Origin of the sequence: Amycolatopsis roodepoortensis, from assembly GCF_014873915.1 — a bacterium.
In the GTDB taxonomy this organism is placed as follows: Bacteria; Actinomycetota; Actinomycetes; order Mycobacteriales; family Pseudonocardiaceae; genus Amycolatopsis; species Amycolatopsis roodepoortensis.
Genome location: NZ_JADBEJ010000005.1, coordinates 1,593,429 through 1,606,327, shown reverse-complemented (window position 1 = coordinate 1,606,327; position 12,899 = coordinate 1,593,429). Strand labels below are relative to the sequence as shown.

10 protein-coding genes are annotated in these 12,899 nt (G+C 70.0%); 3 read left to right on the top strand and 7 right to left on the bottom strand.

What is annotated here, in order from left to right; all coding sequences use genetic code 11:
• Positions 1–140 precede the first annotated feature (140 nt).
• Entirely contained in the window at positions 141–2,045 is a 1,905-nt protein-coding gene (dxs, locus tag H4W30_RS26840; RefSeq protein ID WP_192745378.1) for a 1-deoxy-D-xylulose-5-phosphate synthase, read from the top strand.
• Positions 2,046–2,124: 79 nt separating this feature from the next.
• Here dxs and H4W30_RS26835 read toward each other — a convergent pair whose 3' ends face one another.
• Positions 2,125–2,772 (bottom strand): DJ-1/PfpI family protein, encoded by a 648-nt coding sequence (locus tag H4W30_RS26835; protein ID WP_225949878.1) that lies wholly within the window; start codon positions 2,770–2,772, stop codon positions 2,125–2,127.
• 58 nt (positions 2,773–2,830) lie between these two features.
• The gene (locus tag H4W30_RS26830) at positions 2,831–3,358 is read right to left on the bottom strand and encodes a TetR/AcrR family transcriptional regulator (RefSeq protein WP_126731543.1); all 528 of its coding nucleotides are present in this window, start codon (positions 3,356–3,358) and stop codon (positions 2,831–2,833) included.
• A 91-nt stretch (positions 3,359–3,449) separates the two neighbouring features.
• Here H4W30_RS26830 and H4W30_RS26825 point away from each other — a divergent pair, with 91 nt between their 5' ends.
• Positions 3,450–4,265, top strand: a complete 816-nt coding sequence (locus tag H4W30_RS26825; RefSeq protein ID WP_192745376.1) for an oxidoreductase — start codon at positions 3,450–3,452, stop codon at positions 4,263–4,265.
• On the opposite strand, the gene H4W30_RS26820 is transcribed toward H4W30_RS26825, so the two are convergent.
• The 5 genes from H4W30_RS26820 to H4W30_RS26800 are packed head-to-tail and all read right to left on the bottom strand — an operon-like array spanning position 4,262 to position 11,207.
• The gene (locus H4W30_RS26820) at positions 4,262–5,704 is read right to left on the bottom strand and encodes a purine-cytosine permease family protein (RefSeq protein ID WP_063274499.1); all 1,443 of its coding nucleotides are present in this window, start codon (positions 5,702–5,704) and stop codon (positions 4,262–4,264) included. The two genes, H4W30_RS26825 and H4W30_RS26820, sit on opposite strands and share 4 nt — an antisense overlap.
• Positions 5,705–5,725: 21 nt before the next feature.
• Positions 5,726–7,132 (bottom strand): aminobutyraldehyde dehydrogenase, encoded by a 1,407-nt coding sequence (locus H4W30_RS26815; RefSeq protein WP_192745375.1) that lies wholly within the window; start codon positions 7,130–7,132, stop codon positions 5,726–5,728.
• On the bottom strand, positions 7,129–8,784 hold the full coding sequence (locus H4W30_RS26810; protein ID WP_192745374.1) for a thiamine pyrophosphate-binding protein: 1,656 nt from the start codon (positions 8,782–8,784) through the stop codon (positions 7,129–7,131). Before H4W30_RS26810 ends, H4W30_RS26815 begins: the two co-directional genes overlap by 4 nt.
• Entirely contained in the window at positions 8,781–9,734 is a 954-nt protein-coding gene (speB, locus tag H4W30_RS26805; protein WP_192745373.1) for an agmatinase, read from the bottom strand. Before speB ends, H4W30_RS26810 begins: the two co-directional genes overlap by 4 nt.
• A 21-nt stretch (positions 9,735–9,755) precedes the next feature.
• Positions 9,756–11,207, bottom strand: a complete 1,452-nt coding sequence (locus H4W30_RS26800; protein ID WP_192745372.1) for a sodium:solute symporter — start codon at positions 11,205–11,207, stop codon at positions 9,756–9,758.
• Positions 11,208–11,317: 110 nt separating this feature from the next.
• Between H4W30_RS26800 and H4W30_RS26795 the strand changes: the two genes are divergently transcribed.
• The gene (locus H4W30_RS26795; protein ID WP_192745371.1) at positions 11,318–12,799 is read left to right on the top strand and encodes a PucR family transcriptional regulator; all 1,482 of its coding nucleotides are present in this window, start codon (positions 11,318–11,320) and stop codon (positions 12,797–12,799) included.
• The last annotated feature ends 100 nt before the right edge of the window (positions 12,800–12,899 follow it).

Sequence of the window (12,899 nt, the reverse complement as noted above, 5' to 3'; positions counted from 1 at the left end):
AAAAGAGACCATGTTCACACCCTTGGGTGTCGAGTGGTGATTTTCTGACATGTGACCCGTGACGCGGCGGACGGAAGACTCTCAGGCGGCCTCCGTAGACTGGTCGGAACGGCGGAAGAGGAACCAGGCGAGGTGGGAGAGTGACGTTGCTCGAGTCCGTGCACGGACCGGCCGACTTGAAGCGGATGAACCAGGACCAGCTCGACGAGCTGGCCGCGGAGATCCGGGACTTCCTCGTCGAAAAGGTGCGGCTCGCCGGTGGTCACCTCGGCCCGAACCTGGGTGTGGTCGAGCTGACGATGGCGCTGCACCGGGTCTTCGACTCGCCGGACGACGCCATCGTGTGGGACGTCGGTCACCAGGCGTACGTGCACAAGATCGTCACCGGCCGTCACGACGGCTTCGGCAAGCTGCGCCAGCTCGGCGGCCTCACCGGCTACCCGGCGCGCTGCGAGAGCGAGCACGACCTCGTCGAGAACAGCCACGCCTCGACCGCACTGTCCTATGTGGACGGTCTGGCGAAGGCGTTCGAGCTCGAAGGCGGTGGCAGGCACGCGATCGCCGTCGTCGGCGACGGCGCGCTGACCGGCGGCATGTGCTGGGAGGCGCTCAACAACATCGCCGCGAACCCGCGCCGCCCGGTCGTCATCGTCATCAACGACAACGGCCGTTCGTACTCGCCGACCATCGGCGGCGTCGCGGACCACCTCGCGTCGCTGCGGCTCAAGCCGGGTTACGAGCGCGTGCTGGACCGCGGCAAGGAGCTGCTGCGGCACACGCCCGTCGTCGGCAAGCCGATCTACGCGGCGCTGCACGCGGCGAAGGCGGGGCTGAAGGACGCGCTGAGCCCGCAGATGATGTTCTCCGACCTCGGCCTCAAGTATCTCGGGCCGGTCGACGGGCACGACCTCGTCGCGCTGGAGAAGGCGTTCCAGAGCGCCCGTGACTTCGGCGGCGCGGTCATCGTCCACGTGGTCACCGAGAAGGGGCACGGCTACGAGCCCGCGGTGACCAACCAGGCCGACCAGATGCACCAGACCGACCCGATCGACCCGGAAACCGGCCTGCCGCCGGTCAAGGGCCCGAGCTGGACCGGCGTCTTCGCCGACGAGCTGGTGAAGATCGGCGCCGACCGCGAGGACGTCGTCGCGATCACCGCGGCCATGCTGCGGTCGACCGGGCTGCACAAGTTCGCCGAGGCGTACCCGGACCGCTGGTACGACGTCGGGATCGCCGAGCAGCACGCGGTGACCTCGGCCGCCGGGCTCGCGATGGGCGGCAAGCATCCCGTCGTCGCCGTGTACTCGACCTTCCTGAACCGCGCGTTCGACCAGGTCCTGATGGACGTCGCGCTGCACCGCCAGCCGGTGACGCTGGTGCTGGACCGCGCGGGCATCACCGGCCCGGACGGCCCCAGCCACCACGGCATGTGGGACCTCTCGCTGCTGGGCATGGTGCCCGGTATGCGGGTCGCCGCCCCGCGTGACGCCGGAACGCTCCGCGAGGAGCTGCGGGAGGCCGTCGCGGTCGAGGACGGGCCGACGGCACTGCGGTTCTCCAAGGGCGGCGTGGTCGACTCGGTGCCCGCCGTGGAACGCGTCGGCACCGTGGACGTACTGCGCAAGCCCGCCGGTGAAGCCGACGTCCTGCTGGTCGCCGTTGGCGCGTTCGCGATGCTCGGGCTCGCCGCCGCGGACCGGCTGGCCGACCAGGGCATCGGTGTGACCGTGGTGGACCCGCGCTGGGTCGTCCCGGCCCCCGCCGAGCTGGTGGCGCTGGCCGAGCAGCACAAGCTCGTCGTGACCGTCGAGGACAGCGGGCGGCACGGTGGCTTCGGCTCCGCGCTGGCGGCGCTGTTCCGCGACGCCGAATGCGATGTGCCGCTGCGGGATCTCGCGGTGCCGCAGGTGTTCCACGACCACGGTTCGCGCGAGGAGGTGCTGGCCCGGGTCGGGCTCACCGCGCAGGATGTGGCGCGGCGGGTGACGGAGTGGTCGGCGAAGCTGGCGAGCCGGACGCCGGCGCCGGAGGACACGCGGCGCTGACAAGCCCTGACGAGCCAGTGACTGTCGCGACCAGGTGTGTGGAAATAGGGACACTCGACGTCCCTATTTCCACACGGCTCTAGGCCCGCCAGACGGTGCCCCGCCGCTCGTACTCCAGCACCACTTCGGTCCGCTGAGCCGCCTTCGCGCCCAAGAAGCGCTCCACGAGCCACAGCGATACCTCGAGCCCTGCGGTGATTCCGCCACCGGTGATCAGATCCCCGTCGTCGACGACGCGCGCGTCGATCACCTTCGCGCCCTGAGCGGCAAGATCCGCCTTCGCGCCGTGGTGCGTCGTCGCGTTGCGGCCCTTCGTCAGGCCGGCGGCGGACAGCACCATGCTGCCGGTGCAGATCCCGACGGGCAGCGCCCGCGACGCGGCGAGACGCCGCAGAAGACCCTGATCGGCGGTGAGCCGGTGCACCCCGGGCCCGTTGCGGTCGGTGTACCCGCCGCCGGGCACGACGAGGACGTCGGCCTCGCCGGGCGACCAGGGACGCGGGACGTCGACGGCGGTGCCGTAGGTGCATTTCACGGATCCGGGCCGCCCCGCGGAAACCAGCGAGGTGACCACGGCGCCGCCGGTGAGTTTCCCGGCCAGGCCCAGAACCTCGACGGGCGCGACGAAATCCTGTTCCTCCACGCCGTCGAACATCAGGATCTGCACCCGTAGCGGGGCGGCGGCGGAGGCGGCGGGCGCGGTGACGCCTGCCAGACCGGCGGACAAGGCTGAAGCACGTAGGAACGTACGACGCTGCATACCCAGTGGTCGCGCGGAAACCGGCTCAGGTTCCCACGATCCGGCCGACCGCGCGGACGACGAGGTCGCGGGTCGCGGTGGGGGAGGAGAACCCGAGGATCGACAAGTGCACGACGAGACTCAGCAGTTCCTCGGCGTCGAAGTGGTCCGGCACGGTGCCCGCGCGTTGCGCCTCCCTGATCGCGGCGACCTTGTCCGCGTGTGCCCGGACCTCGGCCTCCGGCGTCGCGTCGAAGCCGTTCTCCAGCCGAAGCCAGCCCATGAGCCGCAGGAGGTGGGGGTGTTCGAGGTAGCGGTCGAACAGCTTCCCCGCGTAGCCGGGCAGGTCCTCGGGGGTGATCGTGAGCGTCCGAATAGCGAGGTCGACCTGCTCCTGGATGACCATCTCGAACAGGTATTCCTTGCTGCAGAAGTAGGCGTAGATCAGCGCCTTGTTGGCGCCCGCGTTCTTCGCGATGCGATCCACCCTGGCGCCGGCGATGCCGTACGTGGCGAACTCGGTCGTCGCCGCGTCCAGCAGTTTCCGCTTGGTCGCTTCCTTGTCCCTGACCATGTGAGCCAGTCTAACTAACTGGTTGGTTGACATCCAGTCAGGTCGCGTGGCAGCCTGAATTGGCAACCAACCGGTTAGTTAGGAGACGGGCATGAAGGTCGCACTGGTCACGGGTGCTTCGGCGGGCATCGGTGAAGCCACGGCGCTCGCGCTGCACGAAGCGGGCTACACGGTCTACGGCGCCGCGAGGCGCGTCGAGCGGATGGCTGGACTGGCCGAACGCGGCATCAAGATCCTCGAGATGGACGTCACCGACGACGCGTCGATGGTCGCGGGGGTCGAGCGGATCATCGAGGAGTCCGGCCGCATCGACGTCCTGGTCAACAACGCGGGATACGGCTCGTACGGCGCTTTCGAGGATGTGCCGCTCGCGGAAGGGAAGTACCAGTTCGAAGTCAACCTGTTCGGGCTCGCGCGGCTCGTCCAGCTGACCACGCCGCATATGCGCGCCCAGGGCTCGGGCAGGATCGTGAATATCTCGTCGATCGGCGGCAAGATCTACGAACCGCTCGGCGGCTGGTACCACTCGACGAAGTTCGCGGTCGAAGGCCTCAGCGACTCACTGCGGCTGGAGCTCAAACCGTTCGGCATCGACGTCGTGGTGGTCGAACCCGGTGCCATCAGGACCGAATGGGGCGGTATCGCCATCGAGAACCTGATGAAGACCTCGGGCGACACCGCCTACGCGCCGCAGGCCAAGGCGCTGGCGAAGTTCTTCGACCAGACCGCGCGCGCCTCCCACCCGAAGGTGATCGCCGACGTGATCCTGAAGGCCGTCCGGGCCCGGCGCCCGAAGATCCGCTACGCCGCCGGTTTCGGGGCGAAGCCGATCCTGTTCGTGCGCCGGGTGCTCCCGGATCGTGCCTTCGACGCGCTGTTCCTCGGGGCGCTGCGCCGCTTCACCTAAACGGCGACGGCCGGTTCCGCGACGGGCTCGGCGTACGAGTAGACCTCCCGCGGCTCGGGGAAGAGCTTCACCAGCACGGGGTACGCGATCGCCGCCGTGCACAGCGTCACCACCATGCTGATGTCGACGCCGCCCGCGATGTCCTTGAACGGCCCGGCGATCATCGGGGTGTTGGCGGTCAGCAGGCCCAGCGTCGTCGCCGGGATCCACGCCGCCATCGCCCGCCAGTTCACCCCGCGGGTGAACCAGTAACGCCCGCCCTTACGGCCCTGGTTGAACACCTGGAGGTCGTCCGGGTCGTAGAACCCGCGCCGCAGCACGAAACCGATCATCATGATCACCATCCACGGCGAGGTGCACAGCACGATCAGCGTCGCGAAGGCGTTGATGCTGGAGACCATGTCCAGCACGAAGTTGCCGACGAAGATGAACACCACACTGAGTGAGCCGATCAGCAGCGTCGCCTGCACTCGGCTCAGCTTCACGAAGATCGAGCTGAAGTCCAGCCCGGTCCCGTAGAGCGACGTCGTGCCGGTCGACAGCCCGCCGATCAGCGCGACCACGATCAGCGGGATCGCGTACCAGAGCGGGGAGATCGCGGTCAGGCCGGTGATGTAGTCGGCCGGATCCGCGACCAGTGTCGCGGTGGCGATGCCGAACCCGAATGGCAGCAACGTCGCCACCTGCGCCAGGAACGGCGCGGCCAGCAGGGAACGGCGGCTGTGGCGCGCGGGGATGTAGCGCGTCCAGTCACCGAGGAAGGCGCCGAACGAGATCGGGTTCGCCATCGTGGTGAGCGCGGCGAGGATCCACGTCGGCCAGAAGTCCCCGAGCGCGTAGGTGCCGGTGCCGGCGAACCCGGGGTCGAAGGTGCCGCCGTAGGCCACGATGCCGAGCAGCATGATCGCCGTGCCCAGCACCACGGCGACCCGGTTCACCAGCAGCATGAACCGGTAGCCGTAGATGCACACCACCAGCGTGGCGATCGCGATGACGCCGTACGCGACGCCGCGCAGCACCTCGCCGCCGTCGAAGCCGAAAAGCCGTTGTGCCGCACCGGCGACGGCGTCGCCGCTCACCCAGACCGAGATGGCGAAGAACGTGATCGCCGTCAGCAGGGAGAGAAAGGAGCCGACACAACGGCCGACGACGCCGAAGTGCGCGCCGGAGGAGACGGCGTTGTTGGTCCGGGTGAGCGGGCCGAACAACGACATCGGCGAGAGCACCAGCGCGCCGACGACCACGCCGGCGACGGTGGCCGCGACCGCCGCCCAGAAGCTCAGGCCGAAGGCGATCGGGAGCGTCCCGAGGATGATGGTGGCGAAGGTGTTCGCGCCGCCGAACGCCATCCGGAACAGGTCGCGCGGACGCGACGTCTGTTCCTCCGGCGGGATCGGCGCGATTCCGTGCTGCTCGACTTCGGTGACCTTGTCACCCATGGGGACCTCCGGCTAAGAGCTTCAGGCGAAGCGGGTCATGACGTGCTTCACGCGGGTGTACTCGGCGAAGGAGTAGGACGAGAGGTCCTTCCCGTGGCCCGAGTGCCCGAAGCCGCCATGGGGCATTTCCGAGACCAGCGGCCCGTGGGTGTTGACCCAGACGCAGCCGAAGTCGAGTTCGCCCGAAACGCGGGTCGCGCGTGACAGGTCGTTGGTCCAGATCGACGACGCGAGCCCGTACGGGACGCCGTTGGCCAGGCGCACCGCCTCGTCCTCGTCCGTAAAGGACTGGACGGTGATCACCGGGCCGAAGATCTCCTCCTGCACGATCTCGTCGTCCTGCTTCAGGCCCGAGATCACGGTGGGGGAGAAGAAGAAACCGCGGTCACCGGCGGGCACGCCGCCGGTCTCCACGCGGGCGTGCGAGGGCAGGCGCTCGACGAGCCCGCGGACCCGGCCGAACTGCGCTTCGCTGTTGAGCGGGCCGAAGTCCGTGCCGGGCTTCTGCGCGGCGGCGGCCTTGGTCAGCTCCGCGACGAACTCGTCGTGGATCGCCGCGTCCACCAGCACGCGGCTGCCCGCGGTGCAATCCTGCCCGGCGTTGTAGAACGCCGCCCCGACGATGCCCTCGGCCGCTTCGGCGAGGTTCACGTCGCCGAAGACCAGCAGCGGCGCGTTGCCGCCGAGTTCGAGGTGCGTGCGCTTGAGGTCGGCCGCCGCGACGGTGGCGACGTCGATCCCGGCGCGGGTCGAGCCGGTGATCGACACCAGCTCGGTGATCGGGTGCTTCACCAGCGCTCGGCCGGTGTCGCGGTCGCCGCACAACACGTTGAACGCGCCCTGCGGCAGGAACTCCGCCGCCACCTTCGCCAGCAGCACGGCCGTCGACGGCGTGGTCTCCGCGGGCTTCAGCACGACGGTGTTGCCCGCGGCCAGCGCGGGGGCGATCTTCCAGACACCCATCATCAGCGGGTAGTTCCACGGCGCGATCTGCGCGCAGACGCCGACCGGCTCGCGGCGGATCGCGGACGTGTGCCCCGGCAGGTACTCCCCGGACGCGGTGCCTTCGAGCTGCCGTGCCGCACCGGCGAAGAACCGCAGCGCGCTGACGCACTCCGGGATCTCCTCGTCCAGCACGACGGCGCGGATCTTGCCGGTCTCGCGGATTTCGAGCTCGGCGAACTCCTCCGCGCGCGATTCCACCGCGTCGGCGATCTTCAGCAGTGCGAGCTGGCGCTGGGCGGGAGTGCTCTTGCGCCACACCTTGAACGCCCGCTCGGCGGCCGCCAGCGCGGCGTCCACATCGGACTGTTCGGACAGGACGCTCGTGCCGAAGACCTCACCGGTGGCGGGATCCACCAGGTCGAGTGTCCGCGAGCCCGCCGCCGGTACCTCGGCGCCGTCGACGAAATTCAGGACCTGAGTCATTTCTTCTCCAGGTGGGTCGGCTCGAACATCTTCAGCAGGGCGGGGAGGACGACCAGCGACGGACCGGGGGTGCCGAGGGCTTCGGCGAGGTCCTTCCCGACGGTGTCCAAAGAGGACACCGTGGCCGGGACGCCGAAGGACTGGGCCAGCGCGGCGAAATCGGGGCGGGCGAGTTCGGTGGCCGTGGACTGGCCGAACGCGCCGGTCAGGTACTCGCGCAGGATGCCGTAGCCGCCGTCGTCGATGACGAGCCACGTGACGTCCAGCCCGTGCTGGACCGCCGTGGCCAGCTCCGCGACGCCGTACATCGCGCCGCCGTCACCGGACACCGCCAGCGTCGGGCCGCCGGTCGCCGCCGCGCCGCCGAGCGCGCCGGGCAGGCCGTAACCGAGGCCGCCCGCGCCCTGTGCGGTGTGGATCGGCGCGCCCTCGGGGTTCCACGCCGACCAGGCCCAATAGGCCGCGATCGTCATGTCCCAGAACGTCTGGGTGCCTTCGGGGATCGCCGCGCGGATGTCGTCGATCAGCTTGCGCTCGGCCGCGAGATCCTGGCCGTCGAGGCGTTCGCGCACCTTGGCCAGCAGATCCGCGACCGCCTTCTCGGCGACGCCGTCGCTCTGACGGAACGGAATCTGCTCCAGAAGTCCTTGCAGGGCAAGGCGGACGTCGGCGTGTATCCCCAGGGCCGGGTAGTTCGACTCCAGCTTCCCGAGATCGGCCTCGATCTGGATCAGCCGGCCGCGCGGGGCGAATTCGCGATAGTTGCTGGACAGTTCGCCGAGCCCGGAACCCAGCACCAGCAGCACGTCCGCGGCCGACAGGAACTCGGTGCTGTGCCAGTCTTCGAGCCACGACCGCCCGGACAGCTCGTGGTCCCAGCCGAACACGCCCTTGCCGCCGAAGGTCGACAGCACCGGCGCGCGCAACGCCTCCGCGAGCGCCTTCAGCTCCGCCTGCGCGCCGGAGCGCAGCGCGCCGCCACCGGCGAGGATCACCGGATTCTTCGCCGCGCCAAGGAGATTCGCGGCTTCGGCGACGAGCTCCGGCAACGGTTCGAGCGGCGCGGGCCGTGCGGTCACGGAGGTGATCCGCGGCAGGTCCGTCGGCGCGAGCAGGATGTCCTGCGGGATCTCGACCCACACCGGGCCGTACGGCGCGGTCGCCGCCGACTCCCAGGCCTCGCGCAACGCCGTCGGGATCTGGCCGACGGTGCGCACCACGTGCACCGACTTCACCACATCGCGGAAACTGGCCTGCTGGTCGGGCAGTTCGTGCAGGTACCCGTGCCGTCCACCGCCGAGCCCGGCGACCGGGATCTGGCTGGAGATCCCGAGTACCGGCACCGACGCCGCCCGGGATTCCTGCAAGGAAGCCAAAGTCAGCAACGCGCCGGGGCCGGTCGACACGATCATCGGCGTCACCGGGACCGGGCCCTCGGGATCGGCCGCGAGCCGGGCGCGGGCGTGCCCGTCGGCCGCGAACGCCAGGTTGTTCTCCACCCGCGAGCTGACGACGCGCAGGTCGTCCGTGCGCCGCAGCGCTTCGAACAGGCCGAGCGCGTGCTGGCCCGGCAGGCCGAAGACGGTGTCCGCACCGAGCGCGTGGAGGGTTTCGACGACTACGTCGCCGCCGATCCGTTCAGTGCTGGTCATGCGCCCTTCCCCAAACTGAGCAGGCTCACCAGGTCGTAGGCGACATGGGAAGCCGCGATGGCGGTGATCTCGGCATGATCGTAAGCCGGGGCCAGCTCCACCACATCGGCTCCGACGAGGTTGCAGTCCCGTAGTCCGCGCAGGATCTCCAGCAGTTCGCGGCTGGTCATTCCGCCCGCTTCCGGGGTCCCGGTGCCCGGCGCGTGCGCGGGGTCGAGCACGTCGATGTCGACCGAGATGTAGAGCGGGCGGCCACCGATGCGCTGGCGCAGCGCGTCGACGGTCTCGGCGACCCCGCGGCGCATGACGTCGCCGGAGGTGACGATGCCGAATCCGAGGCGGCGGTCCTCTTCCAGATCCCGCTTGCCGTACAGCGGGCCGCGCGTGCCGACGTGGGACAGCGCTTCGGTGTCGAGGAGGCCTTCCTCGGACGCCCGCCGGAACGGGGTGCCGTGGGTGTACGGCTCGCCGAAGTAGGTGTCCCAGGTGTCGAGGTGCGCGTCGAAGTGCAGCAGCGCCACCGGTCCGTGCTTCTTCGCCGCCGCCCGCAGCAGCGGCAGCGCGATCGTGTGGTCGCCGCCGACGGTCACCAGGCGCGTCCCGTTCGCGGTCAGCGCCTCGGCCTCGCTCTGCAGCGTTTCGATCGCCTCGCCGATGTTGAACGGGTTGAGCGCGATGTCACCGGCGTCGACCACCTGCGTTTCGGCGAACGGGGAAACGTCGAGTTCCGGGTGGTACGGGCGAAGGAGGCGGCTGGCCTCACGCAGCGCCGCCGGGCCGAACCGCGCGCCGGGGCGGTAGGACACCCCGGCGTCGAACGGCACCCCGACGACGGCGACGTCGGCATGCTCGACCTGATCGATCCGCGGCAGCCTCGCGAAGGTCGCGAAACCGGCGAACCGGGGCACCGTCGAAGAGTCGACGGGTCCGATCGGGGTCTGCTCAGGCACTGTGTCTCCTTCGAATGGTTGTCAGGACTGCGAAGCGGCGAGTTTCGCCTCTTCTTCTTCGTCGGCCGCGCTGCCGTTCAGGCGGCGGGTCCACACGGTGAGGATCTCGTCCGAGGTCCGCGGGGTGAGGAAGCTGACCAGCAGGTACACCGAGAGGCTGGACCCGAGGCCCCAGTAGATCGGGCTGTTGGCCTCGACGCCGTCGACGAACATGAACGTGATGACCACGACGGTGCCGACGACCATCGACGCGAGCGCGCCCTGGCGGGTGCCGCGTTTCCAGGCCAGCCCGCCGATGATCGCGACCAGGAGGCCGCCGACGAGGATGTCGTAGGCGATGGTCAGCGCGTTGACGACGTCGTCCACCACCATCGCGATACCGATCGCCGCGATGCCGAGTACCAGCGTGGTGACCCGGTTCCTCGTGACCTCGTTGACGGCCTTCTTCAGGCCCAGCTTGGAAAGCAGGTCCGAGGTGCTGACCGTCGAGCACGCGATGAGCGCGCCGCTCGCGGTCGACATCATCGCCGAGAGCGCCGCCGCGAGCACCAGCCCGCGGATCCCGGCGGGGAGCTGCTGCTCGACGATGGTCGCGAACGCGTCCTGCGCGCTGGCGAGGTTCGGGTACAGCGTCTTGGCCGCGGTGCCGATCAGCGCGCCGGCGAGACCGTAGACCAGGCAGTAGACGCCGGAGATGACGCCGCCGCCGGTCGCGATGCCGGGCGTCCGCGCGGTGAACACGCGCTGCCAGATGTCCTGGCCGATCAAGAGGCCGAAGCTGTAGATGAGGAAGTAGGTGAAGATCGTGTCGCCGCCGATGGCGGTCAGTTCGAAGTAGCTCTCGTCCAGCCGCGCGGCCATCCCGTCGAAACCGCCTGCCGACACGATCGAGACCGGCAGCAGGATCAGCAGGATGCCGATGGTCTTGATGACGAACTGGACGATGTCGGTCAGCGTGATCGACCACATGCCGCCGAGCACCGAGTAGAGCACCACGATCGAGCCGCCGATGGCGATGCCCGCCCAGCTCGGGACGTTGAACAGGACCTTGAAGATGGTGGCGAACGCCAGCGTCGAGGTGACGGTCAGCATCAGCGTGTAGCCCCACATGACCACGCCGGAGATGGTGCTGGTGGAACCGCCGTAGCGCAGGTCGAGCATCTCGCCGACGGTGTAGACCCGCAGTTTCACCAACCGCCGCGCGAACAGCGTGTGGAGGACCAGGATGCCGACGCCGATCGCGATCACGAGCCAGGCGCCGGAGATGCCGTAGGTGTAGCCGAGCTTCACCCCGCCGACCGTCGACGCGCCGCCGAGGACGACCGCGGACATCGTGCCCGAGTACATGAACCAGCCGAGGCGGCGGCCCGCGACGAGGTAGTCGGATTTGGTCTTGGCGAGCCTCAGCCCGAACCAGCCGACCCCGATCATGCCCGCTATGTAGAGCGCGATCACCGCGTAGTCACCGGCCACGGTGTCCTCCTTGACTTGGGCTGTTCGCTTCGTTCGGGTCACCGTAGGTTCGTTCGCGGCTTGAACGACATGGGATGATCCATCCGAACTCTGGCGTGAGTGAGGATGAAATGACCCAAAGCCACGATCCGTTCGACGCGGATGTGAATGTCCCGTTACGGGCCGTGGTCGGCAACCCGGAACTGGCACTCGACCCGGTCGTGGAGACCCTGCGGCCGGGCGCGCTCGACGCCCCGGTGCGCTGGGCCCACGTCAGCGAGCTGCTGGATCCCGCGCCGTACCTCCTCGGGGCGGAGCTGCTGCTCACCGCGGGGGTGAACTTGCCGGTCGAGCCTGCCGAGATCGACCGCTACGTCCGGCGGCTGGCCGAAAGCGGGATCTCCGCGCTGGGGTTCGGGCTCACGCCGGGGGCCTACGAGACGCTGCCGCCACCCTTGCGGGCGGCGTGCGCCCGGCACGGGCTGCCGCTGCTGGTCGTCCAGCCGCGGACGCCGTTCCTGGCGATCAGCCGCGCGGTGTCGGTCGCCCTCGCCGAGGCGGGGCAGCGGGAGCAGCGGCGTATCGCGATCGCGCGCGAGGCGCTGACCAGGGCGGCCGGTGAAGGGCTCGGCGAACTGGCAGGCGCGCTGGCCGGGCGGCTCGGGGCCTGGGTGGCGCTGGTCGGCGTCGACGACGTCCTCGCCGCGGACCACGGGGCGCCGTCGCCGCTGCCCGCGGAAGTCCGCGAGCTCCTCGCCACGCTCCGGACGGGCCGGGGGATCCGCAGCGCGACCACGGAACTGGCTGACGGCACCCATGTCGTCGCGCAGCCGGTGTACCCGCAGGCGACGGCGTCGCATCTGGTCGTGGTCGGCCGCGTCGCCCGGTTCGACGGCGCGGACCGCTCGATCCTGTCGGTCGGGGCGGCGCTGCTCGGGCTGGCGGGCCGCGCGGGTTCGGACGCGGCCGGACTGGGCGCCACCGCCACGGCATTGCTACTGGGGGAGACCGGTGTGATCGGCGGGGACGAACGCCGTGTGGTCGCGGGAATCGCGTACCGCCGGGGGCCGAACGAGGTCGCCGCCCGCTACGACTGGCTGCGCGCCCGGCTCGACACCCCGCTCGTGCGGCTGCGGCCGGGCCCGCGGTTCACCGCGATCGTCCGCGAGGCGCCGGAGATCGGCGACCTCGACCGGCTCCGCGCCGACGGCTGGCTCGCGGTCGTGGGTTCGCCCGTCCCGCCCGCACGGCTTCCCGAAGCGGCGGGCGAGATCGAGCTGCTGCTGACGCGGGCCGCCGCGCTGGAACGGCCTATCGTGGCGGAAGGCACCGCTGGGCTGGACGCGCTGATCGATCCGGGCGCCGCCGCCGGGTTCGCCGCCCAGGCGCTGGCGCCACTGCGCGAACTCGACCGGAAGGGTGACCGCGAACTGGTCGGGACGCTGCGCACCTGGCTCGCGCACCACGGCGGCTGGGACCGGACGGCCGCCGAACTCGGCGTGCACCGCAACAGCGTCCGGCACCGGATCGGGCAGATCGAACGGGCGCTGGGGGTGGACCTGGCGGATCCGGAGATCCGGATGCGGCTGTGGTTCGCCCTGCGCTGGGCGTGAACGGAGGCTCTGGCGAAGCGAGTGCAGGGTCTCCCCAAGGGCGCCCGCGCCCGACGGAGACTTCACCGTCGCGCGCCCTCTTTCGGGCCGAAGGCCCACG

Coding starts and splice junctions, on each gene's coding strand:
- H4W30_RS26830 (WP_126731543.1), bottom strand. CDS start 3,358: ATGGTCAGGGACAAGGAAGCGACCAAGCGGAAACTGCTGGACGCGGCG.
- H4W30_RS26825 (WP_192745376.1), top strand. CDS start 3,450: ATGAAGGTCGCACTGGTCACGGGTGCTTCGGCGGGCATCGGTGAAGCC.
- H4W30_RS26820 (WP_063274499.1), bottom strand. CDS start 5,704: ATGGGTGACAAGGTCACCGAAGTCGAGCAGCACGGAATCGCGCCGATC.
- H4W30_RS26815 (WP_192745375.1), bottom strand. CDS start 7,132: ATGACTCAGGTCCTGAATTTCGTCGACGGCGCCGAGGTACCGGCGGCG.
- H4W30_RS26810 (WP_192745374.1), bottom strand. CDS start 8,784: ATGACCAGCACTGAACGGATCGGCGGCGACGTAGTCGTCGAAACCCTC.
- H4W30_RS26795 (WP_192745371.1), top strand. CDS start 11,318: ATGACCCAAAGCCACGATCCGTTCGACGCGGATGTGAATGTCCCGTTA.